The 21577-nt window shown below is 73.9% G+C and carries 19 protein-coding genes and 1 tRNA gene; 6 read left to right on the top strand and 14 right to left on the bottom strand.

Going from position 1 to position 21577, the window contains the following annotated elements; all coding sequences use genetic code 11:
* Positions 1–249: 249 nt before the first annotated feature.
* From ACF3NS_RS01540 to tmk, 11 genes are all read right to left on the bottom strand, one after another.
* Positions 250–1242, bottom strand: a complete 993-nt coding sequence (locus ACF3NS_RS01540; RefSeq protein ID WP_392467406.1) for a phosphotransferase family protein — start codon at positions 1240–1242, stop codon at positions 250–252.
* A gap of 103 nt (positions 1243–1345) precedes the next feature.
* A complete protein-coding gene (locus ACF3NS_RS01545) occupies positions 1346–2041 on the bottom strand; it encodes a 3-oxoacid CoA-transferase subunit B (RefSeq protein ID WP_288798509.1) in 696 nt (231 codons plus the stop codon).
* Positions 2038–2733 (bottom strand): 3-oxoacid CoA-transferase subunit A, encoded by a 696-nt coding sequence (locus ACF3NS_RS01550; protein ID WP_392467408.1) that lies wholly within the window; start codon positions 2731–2733, stop codon positions 2038–2040. Before ACF3NS_RS01550 ends, ACF3NS_RS01545 begins: the two co-directional genes overlap by 4 nt.
* On the bottom strand, positions 2730–3971 hold the full coding sequence (locus ACF3NS_RS01555; protein WP_392467410.1) for a thiolase family protein: 1242 nt from the start codon (positions 3969–3971) through the stop codon (positions 2730–2732). The genes ACF3NS_RS01550 and ACF3NS_RS01555 overlap by 4 nt, the downstream gene beginning before the upstream one ends.
* A 25-nt stretch (positions 3972–3996) precedes the next feature.
* Positions 3997–4791: an alpha/beta fold hydrolase gene (locus tag ACF3NS_RS01560; protein WP_392467412.1), complete on the bottom strand. Its 795-nt coding sequence runs from the start codon at positions 4789–4791 to the stop codon at positions 3997–3999.
* A gap of 80 nt (positions 4792–4871) precedes the next feature.
* Positions 4872–6350 (bottom strand): diguanylate cyclase domain-containing protein, encoded by a 1479-nt coding sequence (locus ACF3NS_RS01565; protein WP_392467414.1) that lies wholly within the window; start codon positions 6348–6350, stop codon positions 4872–4874.
* Positions 6347–7825, bottom strand: a complete 1479-nt coding sequence (locus ACF3NS_RS01570) for a GGDEF domain-containing protein (RefSeq protein ID WP_392467415.1) — start codon at positions 7823–7825, stop codon at positions 6347–6349. Before ACF3NS_RS01570 ends, ACF3NS_RS01565 begins: the two co-directional genes overlap by 4 nt.
* Before the next feature lie 129 nt (positions 7826–7954).
* Positions 7955–8028, bottom strand: a tRNA-Thr gene (locus ACF3NS_RS01575).
* 76 nt (positions 8029–8104) lie between these two features.
* Positions 8105–9697, bottom strand: a complete 1593-nt coding sequence (locus tag ACF3NS_RS01580) for an alpha/beta hydrolase (protein ID WP_392467416.1) — start codon at positions 9695–9697, stop codon at positions 8105–8107.
* Between the two features lie 106 nt (positions 9698–9803).
* Entirely contained in the window at positions 9804–10952 is a 1149-nt protein-coding gene (locus tag ACF3NS_RS01585; RefSeq protein ID WP_392467418.1) for a DNA polymerase III subunit delta', read from the bottom strand.
* On the bottom strand, positions 10949–11575 hold the full coding sequence (gene tmk / locus ACF3NS_RS01590; RefSeq protein ID WP_288798498.1) for a dTMP kinase: 627 nt from the start codon (positions 11573–11575) through the stop codon (positions 10949–10951). Before tmk ends, ACF3NS_RS01585 begins: the two co-directional genes overlap by 4 nt.
* A 162-nt stretch (positions 11576–11737) precedes the next feature.
* Between tmk and ACF3NS_RS01595 the strand changes: the two genes are divergently transcribed.
* Both ACF3NS_RS01595 and ACF3NS_RS01600 read left to right on the top strand, forming a co-directional pair.
* Positions 11738–13573, top strand: a complete 1836-nt coding sequence (locus ACF3NS_RS01595) for an EAL domain-containing protein (protein WP_392467420.1) — start codon at positions 11738–11740, stop codon at positions 13571–13573.
* A gap of 123 nt (positions 13574–13696) precedes the next feature.
* Positions 13697–14788, top strand: a complete 1092-nt coding sequence (locus ACF3NS_RS01600; protein WP_154592688.1) for a YihY/virulence factor BrkB family protein — start codon at positions 13697–13699, stop codon at positions 14786–14788.
* Positions 14789–14938: 150 nt separating this feature from the next.
* On the opposite strand, the gene ACF3NS_RS01605 is transcribed toward ACF3NS_RS01600, so the two are convergent.
* Both ACF3NS_RS01605 and ACF3NS_RS01610 read right to left on the bottom strand, forming a co-directional pair.
* Positions 14939–15448 (bottom strand): hypothetical protein, encoded by a 510-nt coding sequence (locus ACF3NS_RS01605; RefSeq protein WP_392467422.1) that lies wholly within the window; start codon positions 15446–15448, stop codon positions 14939–14941.
* A gap of 235 nt (positions 15449–15683) precedes the next feature.
* The gene (locus tag ACF3NS_RS01610; protein WP_289032881.1) at positions 15684–16097 is read right to left on the bottom strand and encodes a hypothetical protein; all 414 of its coding nucleotides are present in this window, start codon (positions 16095–16097) and stop codon (positions 15684–15686) included.
* A 4-nt stretch (positions 16098–16101) separates the two neighbouring features.
* On the opposite strand from ACF3NS_RS01610, the gene ACF3NS_RS01615 reads away from it, so the two are divergent.
* Positions 16102–16752: a hypothetical protein gene (locus ACF3NS_RS01615; protein WP_392467423.1), complete on the top strand. Its 651-nt coding sequence runs from the start codon at positions 16102–16104 to the stop codon at positions 16750–16752.
* Between the two features lie 376 nt (positions 16753–17128).
* Here ACF3NS_RS01615 and ACF3NS_RS01620 read toward each other — a convergent pair whose 3' ends face one another.
* Positions 17129–17932, bottom strand: a complete 804-nt coding sequence (locus ACF3NS_RS01620) for a MerR family transcriptional regulator (protein WP_392467424.1) — start codon at positions 17930–17932, stop codon at positions 17129–17131.
* A gap of 53 nt (positions 17933–17985) precedes the next feature.
* Between ACF3NS_RS01620 and ACF3NS_RS01625 the strand changes: the two genes are divergently transcribed.
* From ACF3NS_RS01625 to ACF3NS_RS01635, 3 genes are all read left to right on the top strand, one after another.
* Positions 17986–18651 carry an ATP-binding cassette domain-containing protein gene (locus ACF3NS_RS01625; RefSeq protein ID WP_392467426.1) on the top strand — a complete coding sequence of 222 codons (666 nt, stop codon included), beginning with the start codon at positions 17986–17988 and terminating at the stop codon, positions 18649–18651.
* Complete coding sequence (locus ACF3NS_RS01630; protein WP_392467428.1) at positions 18641–20146, top strand: DUF6297 family protein; 1506 nt, start codon at positions 18641–18643, stop codon at positions 20144–20146. Before ACF3NS_RS01625 ends, ACF3NS_RS01630 begins: the two co-directional genes overlap by 11 nt.
* 145 nt (positions 20147–20291) lie before the next feature.
* Positions 20292–21569 carry a trans-sulfuration enzyme family protein gene (locus ACF3NS_RS01635; RefSeq protein WP_392467429.1) on the top strand — a complete coding sequence of 426 codons (1278 nt, stop codon included), beginning with the start codon at positions 20292–20294 and terminating at the stop codon, positions 21567–21569.
* Positions 21570–21577 lie beyond the last annotated feature (8 nt).

The raw sequence follows: 21577 nt of genomic DNA on the forward strand, positions 1-21577 counted from the left end.
CGCCGCGTCACAGAGCCGTGTTTCCGCAGGTCACAGCCGTGTAACGGGACGACCTGCCGCAGCATAACGAAATGGTAACGGGCTGCTCCGAACGGGTAGCACGGCGCCCCACCTCGTCCGATTGTTCCGGGCGGTCGGACACGCACAGTGACCACGCCTCAGCGCGTCCGGCCATCGGTCCGGATCAGCTCTTGACGACCCGCGGCCGGCGCTGTCGGGCCCGCGCCCGATCAGACCGCCTCAGCCACCTCAGCCCGCCGACGGGGCCACGTCGCGGAGCCCCGCGGTCGCCGCCGCGATCCGTCGCTCGGTGAGACCCGGCTCGTGCCGTCCCTCAGCGAGCAGTCGCCGGTCGTGCAGCGAGCTGAGCAGGCTCTCGCACACCTCCCACGCGTCGCGGCGGGCGAGGAGCGACTCGACGGTCTCGGTGGCGGCGAGGTCGGGCGGCGCCGCCTTGAGGTAGGCCCGGACCAGGTGCTCCACGGCCGGGCGATCCAGCCGCACCTGCACACCCTCGCTCGCGAGCCGGCCCCCCAGGTAGCCGAGGTCACGCGCCGGGTCGTCGATCTCGGCCCACTCCCAGTCGACCAGCCGCGGCTCGCCGTCCTCGACCAGCACGTTGGCCGCCACGAGGTCGCCGTGGACCAGCGCGAACCTGCGGACGGGCTCGAACCACGGCTCGCGCTCGGCGAGGTAGGCGCGCACGCCAGGCAGCAGCGCCAGCACCTCGGGGTCGGACACCACCTCGGGCTGGTGCTCGATCCACCACCCCAGCCCGGCCTCGAAGGCGCCGACGATGCTGACGGCGCTGCGCTGCGGGTCCCCCACCGGCCCGCAGCGGGTGTAGGCCCGGTCGTGGAGGCGGGCGATGACCCGGGCGAACCGGGTGAGCAGCTCCTCGTCCCAGTCGCCGGGGTCGGTGAGGACCTCGCCGGGCACCAGGCCGACGACCATGGCCGGCATGCCGAGCCGGTCGCCGCTCTCGTCCAGCGCCACCGGCTGGGGGCCGACGCCCTCGGGGAGGAGCTGCAGCACCGTGAACTCCTCACGCATGGCGCGCGGCAGGTCGTCGGTGGGTCGGCGCACGACCCGCACCACGACGTCCGTGCCGCGGGTGGCGACGTGCCAGGCGGCATACGACTCGCCCCGCCCGAGCAGGCTCACCCACTCGGGCGGGTGCGGCAGGCCGCACCAGGCCCACTCGCGGTCGAGGGCGGCGCGCAGGGTGTCGTCGTCGATCATCGACCCAGGCTAGGGGGCGGCAGCGCGAACAGGCTGCACCGAGGGGGCGCAGGTGTCGCGCCCGACGGCGTGTCGTCGACGTCTGCGACCCCTCGGTGCAGGATCAGGCCGCGCGGCCGTCGATCAGCGGGACGTCGAGCCCGTCGCGCAGCTCGTCGAGGGTGATGCCGTGGGTCTCGCGCACGACGACACCGCGCTCCTCGAGCAGGAAGACGGCCTGGCTGGTGTAGACCCGGCGCACGCACCCGAGCCCCGTCACGGGATAGGTCAGCTCGGGGACGACCTTGGCCGAGCCGTCCTTGGCGAACAACGACATCATCACCCAGGTCTGCTTGGCCCCGATCGCCAGGTCCATCGCGCCGCCGACGGCGGGGATGGCGTCCGCGGCGCCGGTGTGCCAGTTGGCCAGGTCTCCCCCGGCGGAGACCTGGAAGGCACCCATGACGCACACGTCCAGGTGACCGCCACGCATCATCGCGAAGCTGTCCGCGTGGTGGAAGTAGGACGCTCCCGGCAGCTCGGTGACGGGGATCTTGCCCGCGTTGATCAGGTCGACGTCGATGTCCTCGCCGTGCGCCTGGGGTCCCATGCCGAGCATGCCGTTCTCGGTGTGCAGGGTGATCTGCTGCTCGTCGCGCAGGTAGTCGCTGATCAGCGTCGGTTGCCCGATCCCGAGGTTGACGAAGGAACCCGGCTCGATGTCGTGCGCCACCAGCGCCGCCAGCTCCTGCTTGCTCAGCTCGCCGCCCGTGCTGGGGCTCGTGCGGGTGCTCGTGCTGCTGCTCGTCGGCTCGGTCATCGCAGGCCCTCCTTGTCGCTGCTGGTGGTGCGCACCTCGACGACCGTGTCGACGAAGATGCCGGGGGTCACGACGACCTCCGGGTCGATCTGACCGGCGGGCACGACCTCCTCGACCTGCACCACGCTGCGGGCCACCGCGGTGCACATGGCCGGGCCGAAGTTGCGTGCCGTCTTGCGGTACAGGAGGTTGCCCATCGCGTCGCTGCGCAGCGCCTTGACCAGCGCGACGTCACCGGTGATCGGCGCCTCCAGCACGTAGCCGCGGCCGTCGATCACTCGCGTCTCCTTGCCCTCGGCCAGCAAGGTGCCGTATGCCGTGGGCGTGAAGAAGCCACCGATGCCGGCACCGCCCGCGCGGATCCGCTCCGCGAGCGTGCCCTGCGGCACGACCTCGAGCTCGACCCGGCCCGCCCGGTAGGCCTCGTCGAAGTGCCACGAGTCGCTCTGCCGGGGGAAGGAGCAGATCATCCTCGCGACCTGGCCGTTCTTGATGAGGGCGGCCAGCCCCTCGTCGCCGTTGCCGGCGTTGTTGTTGACGACCGTGAGCCCCGAGACGCCGCTGCGGATCAGCGCCTCGATCAGCTCCACCGGCTGCCCTGCGATGCCGAAGCCTCCGATCAGGACGGTGTCCCCGTCCTGGACGACGCTGACCGCCTCGTCGACGTCCGCGGCCACGTGCAGCCCGCTCATCGTGCTCCCTCCCTCGTGCCGGTGGTGCCGGTGGTGCCGGCGCTGGCGACGTTCTCGACGACGACGGCGAGCCCCTGGCCGACGCCGATGCAGATCCCGGCCAGGCCGTAGCGCCCACCGGTCGCGGCCAGGCGACGAGCCACCGTGCCGAGCACGCGCAACCCCGATGCGCCGAGGGGGTGGCCGATGGCGATCGCCCCGCCCCAGCGGTTGACGACGCCCACGTCGAGGCCGTCGCGCTCCCACGCGTCCAGGCAGGCCAGGGACTGGGCGGCGAAGGCCTCGTTGAGCTCGACCGCGTCGATGTCGCTCCAGGTCAGGCCCGCGCGGCGCAGCGCCTGCTCCGCCGCCGCGACGGGCGCGTAGCCGAAGTACTGCGGCTCGTTCGCGGCCTCGCCACGGGAGACGATCCGCGCCAGGGGATCGCGCCCCAGCAGCTCGGCCGCCCGTTCGGAGCCCACGAACGCAGCGGACGCCCCGTCGTTGAGGGGCGAGGCGTTGCCCGCGGTGACCGTGCCGCCCTCCGTACGAAAGACGGTCTTGAGCCCGGCCAGGGTCTCGGGGGTCGAGCCCGGGCGGATGCCCTCGTCCCGCTCGAGGTCCGTCCCGGGCACGGTGACCACGTGGTCGGCATACCGGCCCTCGTCCCAGGCCGCAGCGGCGAGCCGGTGCGACTCGGCGGCGAAGGCGTCCTGCCGCTCGCGCGAGACCCCGTGGAGCTCGGCGAGCTGCTCGGTCGCCTCCCCGAGGCTGACGGTCCACCGGCCAGGCATGCGGGGGTTGACCAGGCGCCACCCGAGAGCGGTGCTCTCGGCGGTGAGGTTGTGGGCGGGGTAGGGCTTGCTGGTCTTGGGCAGCACCCATGGGGCGCGGCTCATCGACTCCACGCCGCCGACGAGGACCAGGTCGGCGTCGCCCGCCATCACCTGCCGCGAGGCGACCATGGCGGCGTCGAGCGACGACCCGCAGAGCCGGTTGACCGTGCTGCCGGGGATCGAGACGGGCAGGCCGGCGAGCAGCGTGGCCATGCGGGCGACGTTGCGGTTCTCCTCGCCGGCGCCGTTGGCGTTGCCGAAGGTCACGGCGTCGATGCGCTCGGGGTCGAGCCCGGGCGAGCGGTCGACCAGGGCGCGCACGACGTGGGCCGCGAGGTCGTCGGGCCGGGTGCCGGCCAGGGCCCCGCCGAACCGCCCGAAGGGCGTCCGGACGGCGTCGTAGAGATAGGTGTCGGTGGTCATCGTTCTCCTTCGAACGTCGTCGGTGTCAGCGGCAGAAGGCGAGAAGGGCCTCGGCGGTGCCGGTCGGGTCCTCCACCGGGGCCTGGTGCCCGACCTCGGGCAGGATCACGGCGCGGCCGTCGGCCACCCCGGAGGCGACCTGCTCCGCGGCCGCGGGCAGAACGACCTGGTCGGCGGCGCCGTTGAGCACCAGCACCGGGTCGGTCACCTCGCCCAGCCGGTCGCTCAGGTCGTATGCCGCGAGCGCCTCGCAGCACGCCGCATAGCCCTCGTCGTCGACCTCGTGCGCGAGGTCGTGCAGCAGGCCCCCCGCGACCTGCGGCTCACGATCGGCGAAGCCGGGCGCGAACCACCGCGCCGCCGAGCCCTCGACGAGCGCCGGTGTCCCCTGGGCGCGGACCGTGACGGCTCGCTGCGTCCACGCCTCGGGGGTGCCGAGCACCGCGGCGGAGCACACCAGGGCGACGGCGGCGAACGCGCCCGGGTGGTCGGCGGCGGCCTGCAGGCCGGTCGCCCCGCCGAGGCTCACGCCCGCGTGGTACGCCGGCAGGCCGGGGGTGCCGCGACGGGCGGCCAGCTCGACCACGGCGCTCGCGAGGTCGGCGACCCTGAACGACCCGGCAGAGCCGTCGTGGTGCGTCCGGCCGTGACCGGGCAGGTCCCACCCGAGGACGTGATAGCGGTCACCCAGCAAGGGGAGGACGGGGGCCCACAGCCGCTCGACGGCCACGCCGAGGGAGGAGCCGAGGACGAGCAGGGGCTTGGGCTGCCCGGCGGCACCGGACGAGGACAGCGGGACGACGGCGACGGGCACGCTCACGGCGGGGCTCCTGGTGGTCAGGGTGGCACCAGCCTACGCCGTGTTCGCAGAATGCACGTGCGTTCGCTATGCGAACCGGGTCAGGCGCTGATGCAGCTCCTATCGCGACCGGCGGCCTTGGCGGCATACAGGGAGGCGTCGGCGCGCCCGATGACGTCCTCGGCGGTGTCCCCGGCCCGCAGGCTCGTGATCCCCGCCGAGAAGGTCTGGCTGCGCGGCGTCGCGCGGCGCATCCGCTGCAGGACCGCGCGGGTCTCGGCCACGGTGCCCTCGGGCATGATGACGACGAACTCCTCACCACCGTAGCGGAAGAGCATGTCCCCCGGGCCGATCACCGACGCCCAGGACAGGCCGGCGGCCCGGAGCAGGCGGTCGCCCTGGAGGTGCCCGTGGGTGTCGTTGAAGCTCTTGAAGTGGTCCAGGTCGAGCAGGGCCACGGTCAGGCCGGCCAGACGCCCCTGCTCCACCTGCCCGATGCTGTCGTGCAGCAGCCGCATCCCCGCCCGCCGGTTGGGGAGCTGGGTGAGCTCGTCGGTGCGCGCGGTCTGCTCGAGCTCGTTGGCCTGCTTCTCGAGGCGGCGCACGAGGATCAGGACGCGTACGCAGACGAGGACGACCATCACCGCGGTGCCCACGAGCGACAGCACGACCGACGAGGGCGTCGACGGGGCGCGGCCGACCATGATCTGCACCGCGATGGTCATCATCGGCGCCACCACGGCCCCCACCATCATCAGCACCCCGGAGCGCGACACCCGCGAGCTGGGCTCGCGCACCGGGCGGCCGGACAGGACGGCGGCGGCGGCGAGGAGCACGGACTGCACCATCCACAGCGCCGGGGGCCAGTACCACGTGTCCGTGAGGCCCACCACGAAGTAGCCGAACCAGATGTCGGCGACGACGTCGACCATGGCCGACAGCGCCAGCGCGCGCGTGCACCACTCGTGCGCGGACCGGGCGCTCAGCACCGCCACGGCGCCGGCGATCGCGAGCACGTCGCACAGCGGGTAGGAGCTCACCAGCAGGGATCGCAGGTCGCTGCCCCCCGGGGCGAGCAGGATCTGCTGGCCGATGAGCAGCCACCACACGACCGAGAGGCTCACGGCGCACAGCACCACGTCGAGGACGACCGCCGCTCCGGGGACGATTCCCTCCCGGCGCGCCATGCCCACGAGGGCGGCGAACAGGCACAGGTAGGACAGGATCCCGACGAGCGAGGTGGAGGACCAGCTGTCCAGGCTGACGGACCGGACGGCCTGGTGGGCGACCACGACGTCGCCCACCAGCCACAGCAGCATCGCCGCGAGCAGCAGTCGCCGCTCGCCCCGGAGTGCCGGTCGGGTGCGCGCGACCCCGTAGGCGAACACGGCCGTGGACAGCACCCGCGAACCGACGTAGGCGGCCCCCTGGGCCTCCGGGGTCCCGACGACCCAGTAGATCCCCTGCGCGACGACGAGCACGAGGGCCAGCAGGCCCAGGGCGAGCGCGTCCTGCCGTCGCCGGCGCAGGCTCCCGGCGCGCTCGTAGGAGCTGGGGCCGACCTCGACGCGGGCCCTCACGCGATCACCATCGTGCGGGCGCGGCCCGCCTCCTTGGCGGCGTAGAGCGAGACGTCGGCGCGCGCGAGAAGCGTCTCGGACGAGTCGCCGTCGGACCAGGCGGCCAGCCCCGCGGAGAAGGTCTGGTCGTCCGGGGTCGCCGCGCGCATCCGCGCGAGGATCTTTTCGGCGTCGGCGACGGACCGGTTGGGCAGGATCACCACGAACTCCTCGCCGCCGTAGCGATAGATCGACCCGTCGTCGTCCAGCACCTGGATCCAGGCGCGGGCGGACGCCCGCAGGATGCGGTCACCCTGCAGGTGGCCATGGGCGTCGTTGAAGCTCTTGAAGTTGTCCAGGTCGAGCATCCCCACGGTGAGGCGGGCGCCCACCCCGGTCATGGCGGCGGCGATCGACTCGTCCATCAGGCGCAGTCCGGCCCGCCGGTTGGCCAGGCCCGTCAGCTCGTCGGTGCGGGCGGCCCGGGCCAGCTGGTCGGACTGGTTCTCGATCCTGCGCACGAGCACCAGCACCCGGGTGGCGGCGATGAGCAGCAGCAGCAGGGTCCCCGCGAGGGTCGCGAGCACGGCCGAGGCATGCGTGTGCCGCCCGAGCGCGGACAGGACGGCCAGCACGGTGGCGGGGCCGACGAGGGCCGACACGACGAGCAGCACCCCAGCGACCGAGACCCGTGAGGCCAGCTCCCGGCCTGGACGCCGACCGAGGACCGACGCCGTCGCGAGCAGGGTGCTCTGCACCATCCACAGCGCGTACACCCAGCGGTTGTTGGGCATCTCGCCGCTCACGTAGAGGCCGAAGCCGACGTCCGCGACGGCCCCCACCAGCATCCCCAGCACGAGCAGCCGATAGGAGATGGCATGGGCCGAGCGGGAGCTGAGCAGCACCGCGGCCGCCGCCACGATCAGGCTGTCCCCGAGCGGATAGGTGGCGGCGAGCAGGGTCGTCGAGCGGGCATGGTCGGGGTGCGAGAAGAGCTCCTGGCCGACGAGCAGCCACCAGCAGATCGCCAGGCTCACCACGCACGCCATCGAGTCCAGCCACAGCGCCGACCCCCGCACGAAGCCGTCCTTGCGGGCGAGGCGCACCACGCCGGCGCACACGAGCACGAAACCAGCCATGTCGAAGACCCCGGCGGGCGTCCAGTCGCCATACTCACCGAGGACGGCGATGCGCACGGCCACGGCCACCTCGGCCAGGGCCCAGACGACCATGCCGGCCAGCATCAGCCCCCAGTCCCGCCGGAATCCCGGACGGGCACGGGCGACGCCCCAGGCGAAGGTCACCACCGCGGCGACCCGCATGACGATGAAGGCCACGCTCGCGACCCTTTCGTCGGAGGTCCAGTAGACGAGCTGCAGCAGCACGAACAGAGATCCGAGGACGACGAGGACCCGGTCGTCCTGTCGGAACGACCGGGACTCGGGGTCGCCGTCAGTGGTGGGCCCTGGCGGGTTGCCGGCCATGGGCTCGCGCATGCCGCTCATCCTAGGTAGCCCACCGTGATCGCGCAGGCACGCTGAGATGATTCACAGCAAAGAAGCGGTCACTGCGGTGAGGTGCGGCACAACAGAGAGGCCCCCGACCGGAGTCGGGGGCCTGTTCTGAGCCGCTTGTCGGAATCGAACCGACGACCTATTCATTACGAGTGAATCGCTCTGGCCGACTGAGCTAAAGCGGCAGGAACGTCAGCGGGCCGACGCTCGGCGCCCCACTATACAGGCCGGGCAGGCGCCGACCGAATCCGTCGAGCCAGCTCAGCACTTCGCGCCGTCGGCCGGCACCTTGCCCTTGACGAGGTAGTCGTCGACGAGACGGTCGACGCAGTTGTTGCCCTGCTGGTATGCCGTGTGGCCGTCGCCGTCCCGCGTCACCAGCACGCCCTTGTCGAGCTCCTTGGCGAGCGCCACGGAGTTCTCGTACGGCGTGGCGGGGTCGCGCGTCGTCCCGAGGACGAGGATGGGACCGGATCCCTTGGCGCTGATGGGGGCGGCCTTGCCGGTGGCCGGCACCGGCCAGACGCCGCACACCGCATCGCCCCACGCCATGAAGCGGCCCCAGGTCGGCGCGACGGCAACGAAATCCTTCTCGTCCGCGGCGTACCGTGCCGCGTCCCCCGGCACGGGACGGTCCAGGCAGTTGACGGCGTTGATGGCCTGCAGCATGTTGCCGTTGTAGCTGCCGTCCGCCTGACGGTCGGCGTACTGCGTCGCGAGGCGCATGAGCCCGGAGCCGTCACCGCCCTTGGCCGCGCGCAGCGCACCGTCGAGCTCCGGCCACAGCTGATCGGAGTACATCGGCAGCGCCAGACCCATCGAGGCCCACCCCTCGGTCAGGGTGCCGGTGCCGACGCCGGGCGCGGGCAGCGGCTTGGCGTCGATCTGCTTGAGCAGGTCGGCGAGACCCTTCATCACCTCGTCCACCGTGCCGCCGACCGGACAGCTGCCGGTGTCGACGCAGTGCTGTGCGTAGGCCCGGGTGGCGCGCTCGAACCCGGTGGCCTGCCCCAGGGCGGATTGCTTGCCGTCCTGGGCGGGGTCGATGACGCCGTCGAGCACCATCTGGCCCACGCGCTGGGGGAAGAGCCCGGCATACGTGGCGCCGAGGAAGGTCCCGTAGGACGCCCCGAAGTAGTTGAGCCGCTGGTCGCCGAGGGTGGCCCGCAGCACGTCCATGTCCTTGGCCGCCTCGACGGTGGACACGTGGGCGAGCAGATCGCCCGTGCGCTGCTTGCAGGCCTCGCCGAAGGCCTTGTTGGCGGCCATGAGCTGCTGTTGCTCGGCGGGGGTGTCCGGGGTCGGGTCGCCGCCGAGCAGGTCGTCCATCTGCCGGGGGTCCAGGCAGGTGACCGGCTGGGACTTCGCGACGCCGCGCGGGTCGAAGCCCACCACGTCGAAGTGACGCTGCACGTTGCCGGCCAGCGTGGGGGCGAACCAGTCGACCATCTCGACCCCGGAGGCGCCCGGCCCGCCAGGGTTGAGGACGAGGGAGCCGGCGCGCGACCTCGAGGACGACTTCTGCCGCTTGAGGGCGAGCCTGATCGTGGCGCCGTCGGGCTTGTCGTAGTCGACGGGCACGGTCAGCCAGCTGCACTCGAACCGACCGCAGCGCTCCCAGGAGAGCTGTTGGCCGTAGTACTTGGCGAGGTCGGGGGCGTGCGTCGCGGTGGCGGAGGGCGAGGTGCTCGCGCCGGTGCCGGACGCGCCCGAGCTCGAGCCGGCGGTGGCGCTCGTGCTGGTGCTGGTCGTCGTGCCACCGGTCCCCGGGAGGGAGCAGGCCCCGAGCAGCAGGGCGGCCGCCGCCAGGGACGTGGCGGAGCGGGCGGTGCGCGCCCGGCGCAGCGTGGTCATGCAGGGCCTTTCGGTGACGAGGACGTATGCCGGAAGAGGGCCGCCGTCATCGAGGCCCCCACTCTGTCCCCACGGTAACCGTCAGGCCTGCGAGCCACAGCACTCGTCACCGGGGCAGTCTCAAGGACAGACACATCGCCTCGAGCGCGAGTAGCGGCGCGACGTTGCGGTCGATCCGTTCCCGGGCCGTGCCGATCGCGTCGATCGCGTGCAGGAGCCCCTCCGGGGTGAAGGCCTGCGCCACCTGCGAGACCAGAGGGCCCAGCTCGGTGTTGACGAGGGGCACGGGCGTGCCCAGCCGCAGCACCAGCGCGTCGCGGTAGACGCTCATGAGGTCCACGAGCGACCGGTCGACCACGTCGCGGGCGAAGCGGGTGGCCCGCTGCTTCTGCTCCCGCTCGAGGGCGGCGACGGCCGAGCGCACGTGGGGGGGCTGGGTGCGGGAGGCAGGGTCGGCACCGAGCCGCTCCAGCAGCTGGCGGCGCTCCGCGGCGTCGCGGTCGGCGCTCGAGGCTCCCGACTCCTCGTCCGCGATCGACGCGAGGTCGGCGGCCGCGTCGATCGCGTCACCCACCCGGCGGATGCGTCCGGCGATGGACACCGTGGTGTGCCGCCGCTCGCGGGCGCCCTCGTCGGTGGCGAGCCGCTTGGCGATCCCGACGTGGCTCTGGGCGGCGCGCGCGGCATACGCGGCCATCGCCGGGTCGATCCCGTCGCGCCGCACGAGCAGGTCAGCCACGGCCTCGACCGGCGGGGTCCGCAGGCGCACGTGGCGCGAGCGGGAGCGGACCGTGATGATCACGTCGTCGAGCGAGGGCGCGCACAGCAGCCACACGGTGCGCGACACCGGCTCCTCGATGACCTTGAGCAGGGCGTTGGCGGCCTGCTCGGTGAGGCGGTCGGCGTCCTCGATCACGATGACGCGGTAGCGACCGACGGACGGTCGGGTCGAGCCCAGCCGCACCAGCTCACGGGCGTGGTCGACGCCGATGGACAGCCCCGAGGTCGCGACGAGCAAGACGTCCGCGTGGGTGCCGTCCATCGACGTGCGGCACTCCAGGCAGGTCCCGCAGCCGCCCTCGGGGCACTGCAGCGCGGCGGCGAAGCTGCGGGCCGCCACCGAGCGACCCGACCCCGGCGGTCCCGTCAGCAGCCAGGCGTGGGTCATGGCGTCGGGGTCGGCCACGGCCTGGCGGAGCACCCGCACGGCCTCGGGCTGGCCCACGGTCTGGCCCCAGACGCCGGCCGCCGTCACGCGATCACCCCGGCCAGACGGCCCCGGACCAGGGCGTGGACCTCGGCGGGCGGCAGCCCGGCGTCCACCACGAGGTAACGGTGCGGCTCGGCACCCGCGAGCGCCAAGAAGCCGGACCGCACCCGGTCGTGGAAGTCGTCGGGCTCGGCCTCGAGCCGGTCGTGCACCTCGCCCCGGCGCTCACGTCCCGTGCCCGGCGCCACGTCGAGCAGCACCGTGAGGTCGGGGAGCAGGCCCTCCACGGCCCACAGCGAGAGCTGCCGGACCTCCTCCCCCGCCAGGTCGCGCCCGGCGCCCTGGTAGGCCACCGACGAGTCGAGGTAGCGGTCGGTCACGACCACCTCGCCGCGCGCCAGGGCCGGCCGGACCACCGAGTGCACGTGATGGGCCCGGTCGGCGGCGAAGAGCAGCGCCTCGGCCCGCGGCGACACGTGGTCGCCGTGCAGCAGCAGCCGGCGGATCTCGGCACCCAGCTCGGAGCCGCCCGGCTCCCGGGTCAGCAGGACCGTCCGCCCCTGGGCCTGCAGCCACTCCCGCAGCAGCCGGGCCTGCGTCGACTTGCCGGCGCCGTCCCCGCCCTCGAGGGCCACGAACACCCCGCGCCCACCCTGTCCCGTCGTCACGTGCTCGAGCCTAGAGCAGGGCGCCGACAGAGGGTCTGCCCGGCGCCCGGCTCGGTGACGCTGCGTGCCCGAGCGGCACCTCGCGGACACGGTCCGCCCCCTCCGGCGTCGCTTCCCCGTCACGGGGCAACAACGGTCGTCTCCCGGCCATACCCTGGACCCGTGACGCAGGGGGACCAGGGGCAGACGAGGGGCGGGCGCGCAGAGGCCGACACGCTGGCTGCGGTCGCCCGCCTCGCCGAGGCCCTGCCCGTCGACGCCCGGCGCGAGCAGCTCGTGCAGGCGCTCCGACATCACCTGCCCCGCGTCATCGGCGCTGAGCGGATCGAGCTGGGGCTGGTCACCGGGTCCGACGGCCACGTCGAGTGCCACGTCTTCGCCGGCACCCTGCCGGGCGAGCCCACCGTCCACCAGCACCCCGTGACCACCGGCTGCTTCGTCCGCGTCCTGCGGTCGCGGACCCAGCTGATCCCCGACCTGCGGGAGGCGGACGACCCCGAGCTGCAGCCACTCGTCGAGGCGAGGCTGCGCCAGCGTCTGGTCCTCGCCGTGCACGCCGGCACGGCCACGATCGGCGTGCTGGCGGTGACCAGCGCTTCCGCCATACGACCCGAGACGATCCAGGCAGCCACACTGGTGGCGGCCGTCCTCTCCGCCCGGGGCACCCAGCTCTCGGGCCTGCCGGCCCCGGACTCCCTGCTCACGCTCGAGGCGCAGCTGGCCGACCTGCGATCGACCAACCAGACCCTCCAGCGCACCGACGCCCTGACCCGGCTGCCCAACCGCGCGGCCGCCTTCGAGGCGATCGGCCGGGCCCGCGCGGGCGAGCCGGCGGACGGCGCCTTCGCCTACATCGACGTCGACCATCTCAAGATGACCAACGACCGGCTCGGCCACGGGTCCGGCGACGAGGTGCTCCGCGGGGTGGCCGACCGTCTGCTCCGGCTGAGCGGGCCGACGCCGGTCGCCGTCTTCCGCGTCGGCGGGGACGAGTTCGGGGCGCTGAGCCGCGGCTCGGTCCAGGAGCTGCGCGTCGCCCTGGAGGAGCTGTCGGCGGACCTCGCCCGCGACCCGCTCCGCGTCGACGGGCGCGAGGTCCCCGTCGCCTTCTCCGCCGGGGTCTACGCCATCGCCGGTCACGACCAGGGCATCGAGGAGATCGTGTCCCGGGCCGAGTCGGCCGCCCACGAGGCCAAGCGCAGCGGCCGCGGCCGGGTCCTGGTGCACGTGCCCGGCGCCCCCGGTCGGGCCGACACGCACAGCGAGCGGCTGCAGATGGACGAGGTGCGTGCCGCGGTGCTCGCCGGTCGCCTGTCGATGGTGGCCCAGCCCATCCGCAGCGTCGTGCCGGGCGTCGAGGCCCCGATGGACGCGGAGGTCCTGGTCCGGCTGTCCGACGAGGCCGGGCGCACCCTGCTGCCCGACGACTTCGTGGCCCTCGCGGAGCAGTATGACGTCGTCAACGCCCTCGACCGCGCCGTCCTCTCCCGCGTCGTCGGCACCCTCGCCGACGGCGCCGCGGAGCGCCGCGTCTCGTGCAACGTCAGCCCCCACAGCATGCTCGACCCGAACTTCGTCGACTGGGCCGACAACCTGATCCGAGCCAACGGCCAGGGGCACCGACTGGTCCTCGAGCTGACCGAGCGACTCCCGATCGGGACGGTCGACGAGGTGCGCTCGGGCATGGCCCACCTCGGTGACGCGGGTGTCCGCTTCGCCCTCGACGACTTCGGTGCCGGCACGACGAGCTACGGCAACTTGCGCGTCCTGCCCATCGACGTCCTCAAGATCGACGGCGTCCTCGTGCGCGGCTGCGTCAGCAGCAGCGTCGACCACGCGATGCTGCGCTCCGCCGTGGAGGTGGCCGACGCCCTCGGCATACGGTCCGTCGCCGAGGGGGTCGAGACCGCGGAGCAGCTGGCCGCCGTCGTCGAGCTGGGAGCCCGCGCCGTCCAGGGCTACTACTTCGGCCAGCCCATCCCCTGGCCCGAGGGCTGACGGCGCGCCGCCCGACGGGCGAGCCGGCCAGGTAGCCCGGCGATTGGCCCCGCTCCCGGCCGCGGATGTGGTTTTCTAGTGGGCAAAACCCCCATCTCCGCACCGTTTCCCAGGAGCCTCCCCATGGCTACGCGTCATTCCCCCGGCTCGGACGAGTCCCGCACGACCGACGAGGACCGCCCGGTGGGTGCCCGCACCCACGACGACCCCGACGGGCAGGGCAAGCCCGACGACATGGACGACCTGCCCGGCGCCAACTGGAAGTACGCGTTCAAGCGCACGACCAAGGAGTTCACCCGGGACCAGTGCACCGACCTGGCGGCAGCCCTGACCTACTACGCCGTGCTGTCGTTGTTCCCCGCCATCCTCGCCCTCATCTCCCTGCTCGGCCTGTTCGGTCAGGACCCCGGCACGGTCGACAGGATGCTGGACAGCGTCCGTCAGCTCTCGCCGCAGGCCGTCGACACCGTCGGTCCGATCATCAAGGAGATCTCGGGCTCTCAGGCCTCGGGCGTCGCCCTGGTCGTCGGTCTGCTGACCGCGCTGTGGAGCGCGTCCGGCTACATCGGCGCGTTCGGGCGCGCCATGAACCGCATCTACGACGTGCAGGAGGGCCGCCCCTTCCTCAAGCTGCGACCCCTGCAGCTGCTCATCACGCTGATCACGCTCACCCTGGTCGCCCTCGCCGGGATCATGCTCGTCGTCAGCGGCGGCATCGCCGAGTGGGTCGGCGCACTCATCGGCCTCGGCGACACCGCGCTCACCGTGTGGAACATCGCCAAGTGGCCCGTCATCGGCCTGATCGTCATCCTCGTCATCGCACTGCTCTACTACGCGACCCCCAACGTCAAGCAGCCCAAGTTCACGTGGCTCAGTCCTGGGGCGGCGCTCGCCTTCGTCACCTGGATCCTGGCGTCCCTCGCGTTCGGGTTCTACGTCTCCAACTTCGGGTCCTACAACAAGACCTATGGCTCCATCGCCGGTGTCATCGTCTTCCTCCTGTGGCTGTGGATCACCAACCTCGCGCTGCTGTTCGGCGCCGAGTTCGACTCCGAGGTCGAGCGCTCGCGCCAGCTGGCCGCTGGCCTGCCCGCCGAGGACCAGGTGCTGCTGCCGCCCCGCGACGACAAGGGCATCAAGAAGCAGGAGAAGACCGTCGACGAGCTCAAGGTCGAGGCGTCCGACCTGCGCCGCGAGGCCCGGCGCGGCGACTGACCCGCGCTCCCGGCCGCGCTCCTGGTGCCGCCCGGCCCTCGCCCTCGCCAGATCGCGAGGCCTGCTCGGGCCGCCAGACGACACGAACTGAGCCCAGCTCAACTCGGGCCGTCCAGAGCCCCGCCAGACGACACGAACTGAGCCCCCAGCTCAGTTCGTGTCGGCGTGGTGCCGTCGCCGCAGCCACAGGACGAACACGCCCAGTCCCGCGGCCATCGCGAGGAAGATGATCGAGGTCCGCTCCATGCTCTCGCCCGGGTCGCGCCAGGCCTCGACCGGGTCCACGGGCGCGAGGGCCCTGACGCCGGGGGTGGTGACGGCGTCCCGGGACGGGCCGGAGGCGGTGGGCGCGGCGCCGGCGGTGGGCGCGGCGCCGCGCACGGCCGGAGCGGCGGGGGTCGTCCGTGCCGCTGCCCGCCCGGCCGACGGCGGGGCTACCCCAGCCGCCGCACCGGTGGGCACGGCCAGGGCGTCGGGTTCGAGGTCCAGCGCGAGGGTGGGGGTTGCGCGCGCAGCGGCCGCCGGGGGCTCTGGGGCATGCGCGGCCAGGTCGGCGCTGACGACGTCTGGCGTGCCCCCGGGCGCCGAGGGGGCTGGTGTGGTGCCGGCTCCGGCCAGCGCGCCCACGGCGAGGAGCCCGGCCGCCCCGAGGAGCAGCACCGGGACCGTGCCGACGGGCCGCCCAGCCGCAGGGGGTGCCCCGGACCTGGTCGTGGACCGTCGTCCGGCACCGGGGCTGTTCCGGGATGAGGAGCGAGCCGACGCGCGGCGCGCCAGGCCAGGGCGGATCAGAGACATGTAGGGGAGGTCCTTGGGGGTCGACCGGCGTCCAGACGCTGAGGAGATGGGCGGGGGTGGACAGGCGGGGGCCTGGTCAGATCATGTCAGGTCGGTGTCAGGCCACGTGCTGCAGCCGCTCGTTGCGACGGCGCAGGTAGATCACGCCGCCGGAGACCACGGCGACCATCGCGGCCCAGAAGGCCCCGACCCGGCCCGCGTTGTCGCCAGGGTCCTGGAGCGCGGCGGAGGCGAGGCCCTGGCCGCCGCCGGAGCCGCCGGAGTCACTGCCGGAGCCTGCCGGGGCGGCACCCGCCGTCGTCGACTCCGAGGTCGGGCTCTGCTGACTCGGGGTGCCCGAGCCCTGCGCGGCTGGCGGGGACCCGGCCGAGCTCGCGGCTCCCGCCTGCTCCGGGCTCGTCTCGCCGTCGACCGACACGGGTGCAGCAGGCGCGCCCGGCGCCCCGGGTGCGCCGTGGGTGGAGGCCGCCCCGGCCGCTGCCGCCGCTGCCGCCGGGCTCCCCGGGATCACGGCGATGCTCGTCGCAGGCGCGCCCGGCGCCCCGGGTGCGCCGTGGGTGGAGGCCGCCCCGGCCGCTGCCGCCGCTGCCGCCGGGCTCCCCGGGATCACGGCGATGCTCGTCGCAGGCGCACCCGGCGAACCGGGCACCGCCGGGGCAGCAGGCGTCACGGCACCGGGCGTGGTCGTCCCCGGTGCGGGGACGGGTGCGCCGGGACGCTGCGGGGCGGATGCGGTGCTGGTGGTCGTGGGCGGCTGCGCCGGGGTGGTCCCGGCAGGGGCGGGAGGGCGGGTGGTCGTGCTCGTGGGCCGCGGCGCAGGCGTGGTGGGGAGGGGCACCGGCGGCGAGGTGGTCGTCGGTCGCGGGGTGGGCCGAGACGTCGGGGGCTGGGTCGGTGCGGGCGGTGCCGGTGGCGTGGGCTGGGGTGCCGGCGAGGTGGGCTGGGGCGCCGGCGAGGTGGGCTGGGGTGCCGGCGAGGTGGGCTGGGGTGCCGGCGAGGTGGGCTCGGGCGCGGGAGGCGTCGGCTTCGGCGGCCTGGGCGCCTTCGTCTTGGGAGGCTTCGGCGGCTTCGGCTCTTTGGTCTTGGGAGGCTTCGGCGGCTTCGGCTCTTTGGTCTTGGGAGGCTTCGGCGTCCTCGTCGGCTCGGGCTTGGCGGGCACGACCTGAGCGGCAGCCGTCGAGGGGACGGGAGCCGCCCCCGCCGCGACGGGCGCGACCCCGCCGAGGGAGGTGAGCCCGACCGCGAGGCCCAGCGTGAGGGCGCGGCGGCGAGCGCGGAGGATCTGGTCGTGGTGCACGTGTTGCCCTTCCGTGTGAGCCCGGCACGATGGGGGGAGGTGTCGGGCGGACGGCATCAACGATACGGAGGATTCGGGCGATATCACACCAAACGCCGCAGATCCGTGGGGCTCACCGCGCGAGGCGGGACCCGCATGGCGGCCGGCGCGTCACGGCATACGGCCGCAGTCCGGGGCCGGGCGCACGAGCAGGCGGGCCGCTCCCCGAGGGGAGCGACCCGCCCACCTGCACGGTGCCCCGGACGTCAGGCGTCGTGCCGCGCGGCGTTGGTCACGATGGCGTCGTGCAGCCACTGCGCGAGACCGGGATGCAGGTCCTCGTAGTGCTGCGTGAAGCGCGGGTCGGCGAGGTACATCTCCGCGAGCCTCACCTGGAAGGCGTGCGGGCAGTCGTAGTGCACCTCGACGCCCGCGCGGTGCCGCTCGGCGAGCTCGGCCGCGAGATCACCGTCCGCAGGCTCCCCCGCCGCCACGGCGGCGACGAGGTCGCGCTCCAGGGCGTCGGTGTCGGTCTTGATCCGCGCCCAGTCCTCCCTGGTCAGGGAGGCGTTCCGCTCCTGGCCCTGCCGCCACTGCGGGGTGTCCCCCCAGCGCTGCTCGGCCTCGGCCTGGTAGCCCTCGTGCTCGTCCCACGCGGTGCCGAAGATCTCCTTGAGGTCCTCGGTGGTGGCTGGCTTCTTGGTCATGGTTCGCTCCAGTGCGTTGTCGATGGCACGCACGAGATCGCGCATCTCGTCGAGCCGGGTCATGACCGCTGCGCGTTGACGACGCAGGTGCTCCGCAGCCGCCTCGCTGCCGCGAGCCTCGACGTCCGCCAGCAGCTCGGCGACCTCCTCCAGGGGGAAGCCGAGCCGCCGGTAGACGACGACGTGCTGCAGCCGCTCGAGGTCCGCCGCCGTGTAGAGGCGGTACCCCGCGTGGCTGCGCTCGCTCGGGCGCAGCAGCCCGATCTGGTCGTAGTGGTGCAGGGTGCGCACCGTCACGCCACAGGTCTCGGCCACCTGGCCCACGGTGAGGGGCTCCATGAGCCCCATTGTCGTCGCGGTCATGGCACCACCGTGGTGCCTCACGCCGCGTGAGGGTCAAGGCCTATGGTCGAGGGGTGCGCGACGATGGAGACACCGGTGGTGAGCGGCCCCTCCCCCGGCTGCAGGTGCGAGGACTGAGCAAGTCGTATGCCGGACGCCCCGTCGTCACGGACGTGTCGCTCGAGGTGGGCGCCGGCGAGGTCGTGGCGCTGGTCGGTCCCAACGGCGTCGGCAAGACGACGCTGCTGACCTGCCTGCTCGGCACCGAACGCCCGGACGCCGGCACGGTCAGGCTCGACGGCACGCCGCTGCGCGACCAGGACCCCGAGATGCGGCGTGCGGTGTGCGCGGTCCTGGACGACGCGGGCTTCTATCCCGACGTGACGGCGCTGGAGCACCTGGACGTGCTGGCGCGCGTGCACGGGGTGGCCGACCCGGACGACCTGGTCGACGCGGCGCTCGCCGCGCTGCGGATCGAGCACGTCGCCGACCAGGTGCCGTGGACCCTGTCGAGCGGGCAGCGACGCCGACTCTCGCTGGCGGTCGCGCTGGTGCGCCCGTGGTCGCTCCTCGTCCTCGACGAGCCGGAGCAACGGCTGGACGCGGCCGGGCGGTCGTGGCTGGCGGACTACCTTGCCGCACAGGCGGGCTCGGGTCGCAGCGTGCTCATGGCCTCGCACGACGCCGCGCTCGTCGCCCGGTCCGGCGCCCGCGTCGTGGAGCTGCACGGTGACGTCTGAGGCCGCCGACTACCTGACGCGGGCCCGACGCGCGCACGGCGAGCCGGGTGGGGCGTTCACCGAGATCTACACGTGGGCGCTCGCGCTCCTGCTGCTCGCCGTCATGACGACCAGCGGGTGGGGCGACGTCCTGGCGCGTGGCACCTGCACGGGCGCCGGCTGCGTCCACGGGGGCGGGGCGACGGCCGCAATCGCCCTGGGTCTGCTCGTCCTCGCCGGGATCGCCCGCCTTGCCGTGGCGTTCGGGCCGGTCGGGGCCGGCGCGCCCCAGCTGACCTGGCTCCTGTCCGGCCCGGCACCGCGTCGACCCGTCCTGCGAGGACGCCTGTGGGTCATGGCGATCGGCCTGTCCGTCCTCGGATCCCTGTGCGGGCCCGCGGTGCTCGCGACAGGAGGCCTGCCGGTCCTGCCGCACGCCCTCGCCTGGGGGATCCCCGCAGGTGCTGTCGCCGCGCTGCTCGTCACGGCGGGCGTCGCTGCGGCCCAGTCCGATCCGCGCGCCCGCCGGCGCGCCGCCCGAGCACCGTTGGCACTCGGCCTGGTTGGCGTGGCCTGCGCCGGGTTCGCCCGACTGGCAACGGCGCTCGGGACCAGCGGCGGCGATGTGACAGCCGGTGCCGGAGGGGCCGGCAGCGCGGTCGGAGCCCTCGGATCGCTTGCGGCTCAGGCCGGTCCGCTCGCCGCTGGTCTCCTCGCGCTCGGCCTGGTCGCCGCCCTCGCCCTGCTCGTCAGGGCAGACCGCCGCATCGACGAGGTCGACGGCATCGAGCTGCGTCGCGCCGGCGAGAGCTCCGGGGCCGCCTACGAGTCCGCGCTGATGATGGACGCCGGCGCTGCCATGCACCGCGCCGCGCAGTCACGCCTGGGCGCCCGCGGATCGTTCCGCTCACGGCGTGGCCGGGGCACCGGCCTGGCCGCCCTCCTGCTGCGGGACCTGGAGCGCGTGCGGCGGCAGGGCGACCGGCTGCTCCTCGGCATACCGCTGCTGGTGGCGGGCGCGCTGCTGGCCGCGATGGCCCCACCCGTCGTCACCCTGCCCGCCCTCGGTCTGGGCGCGGCCGTGCTCGCCCGATCCGTCGGCGAGGGGCTGGGTGCGTGGGCCCTGTCCAGCGGCCTGCGCCGCGACCTGCCACTGCCCGATGACGCCGTCCGCCTCGCCCACCTGGTCGGTCCCGTCGTCGTGGCCGCCGCCTGGAGCGGCCTCGTCGTGCCGCTCGTCGGCCTCTCGTGGTGGGTCGCTCCGGCCCTGGTGCTGTCGGCCACCGCCTCCCTGCTCGCGTCGTCGCGCCCGATGGGCCTGGAGATGATGGCGGTCATGATCCCCACGCCGTTCGGCCTCGCGCCGGCCGGCGCGCTCGGCGTCGCCCGGGGGTACGAGACCGCGACGCTGGCGATGCTGGGCCCGGCGCTGATGCCCGGGCCGGCGGCACCCGCGATCCCTCTCCTGGCCCTCGCCTGGCAGTGGTGCCGGTGCTCGGCCGATCGTCGACGGTGATCGATCTCCTGCGCGACGCGCCAGACGCCGCAGGATCGCCGGTGCCGGCATCCCTGTGCCGTCGAGACTGCGGTCTCGCCTACCCTGGAGACAGGGCCTGACACGAACGGGCCCGCTGCAACGACGCAGTCCCAGGAGGACCACCATGCCCACCCCGCACACCCCACGCGACGAGACCCGCCCCGGGTCCGGCACCGACCGGCCCGACACGCTCGCGGTGCACGCCGGACGGGAGGACCTGACCGGGCTCGGGGTGCACGTGCCCCCGATCGACCTCTCGACGACCAATTCCGTCCCCGACGTCGACGCCGGCGGCCAGAGCTACGAGAACCTCGCCACCGGTGGACGCCCCGGGGCGCGCGACACCCTCGTCTACCAGCGCCTGTGGAACCCCACCGTCGCCCGAGCAGAGGCCGCCGTCGCCGCCCTCGAGGGCTGCGAGGAGGCGGTGGCGTTCGGGAGCGGCATGGCGGCGCTGTCCGCCTGCCTGCTCGCCGCCGTCAGCGCCGGGACGCCGCACGTCGTGGCGGTCCGCCCCCTGTATGGCGGCACCGACCACCTGCTCGACCACGGGCTGCTTGGCACCGCGGTGACCTGGGCCGACGCCGGTTCGGTCGGCGACGCCATCACCCCGCTGACGGGGCTGGTCGTCGTCGAGACACCGGCCAACCCCACGCTCGAGCTGCTCGACCTCGAGGACGTGGTCCGCCAGGCCGGCGACGTGCCGGTGCTCGTCGACAACACCTTTGCGACGCCCGTCCTGCAGCAACCCCGACGCCACGGGGCGACGCTGGTGCTGCACTCCGCGACCAAGTACCTCGGTGGCCACGGCGACGTCATCGCCGGCGTCGTCGCGACCACGCCGGAGTGGGCCCGCCGCCTGCGCTCGGTGCGGGCCCTCACCGGGGGCCTGGTGCACCCGCTGTCGGCATACCTCCTGCATCGCGGGCTGCAGACCCTGCCGGTGCGGGTGCGCGCCCAGCAGGCGTCCGCGCAGGTGGTCGCCGAGCACCTGGCGCAGCACCCGGCGGTGGCACGCGTCCACTACCCCGGCCTGCCGGGCCAGGACCCGCTCGGCCTGCTCGGTCGGCAGCTGGCCGGGCCAGGAGCGATGGTCGCCTTTGCGCTGCGGGAGGGGTATGCCGCCGCGGCGGCCACCGTCTCGAGGACCCGCCTGATCACCCACGCCGTCTCGCTCGGCGGGGTCGACAGCCTGATCCAGCACCCGGCGTCGCTCACCCACCGGCCCGTCGCCGCCGAGGCCCGTCCGCACGCGGACGTGGTGCGGCTGTCGGTGGGGCTGGAGGACGTGGCCGACCTGGTGAACGACCTGGACGCGGCGCTCGCTGCGTCATCGTCATCGAGCCCGGGAGCGGGAACGGGATCGGGATCGGGATCGGTGCAGGTTGCCCGTCAGAGCTGACACCGGAC

This window comes from Arsenicicoccus cauae, from assembly GCF_043162025.1.
Classification (GTDB): Bacteria; Actinomycetota; Actinomycetes; order Actinomycetales; family Dermatophilaceae; genus Arsenicicoccus; species Arsenicicoccus cauae.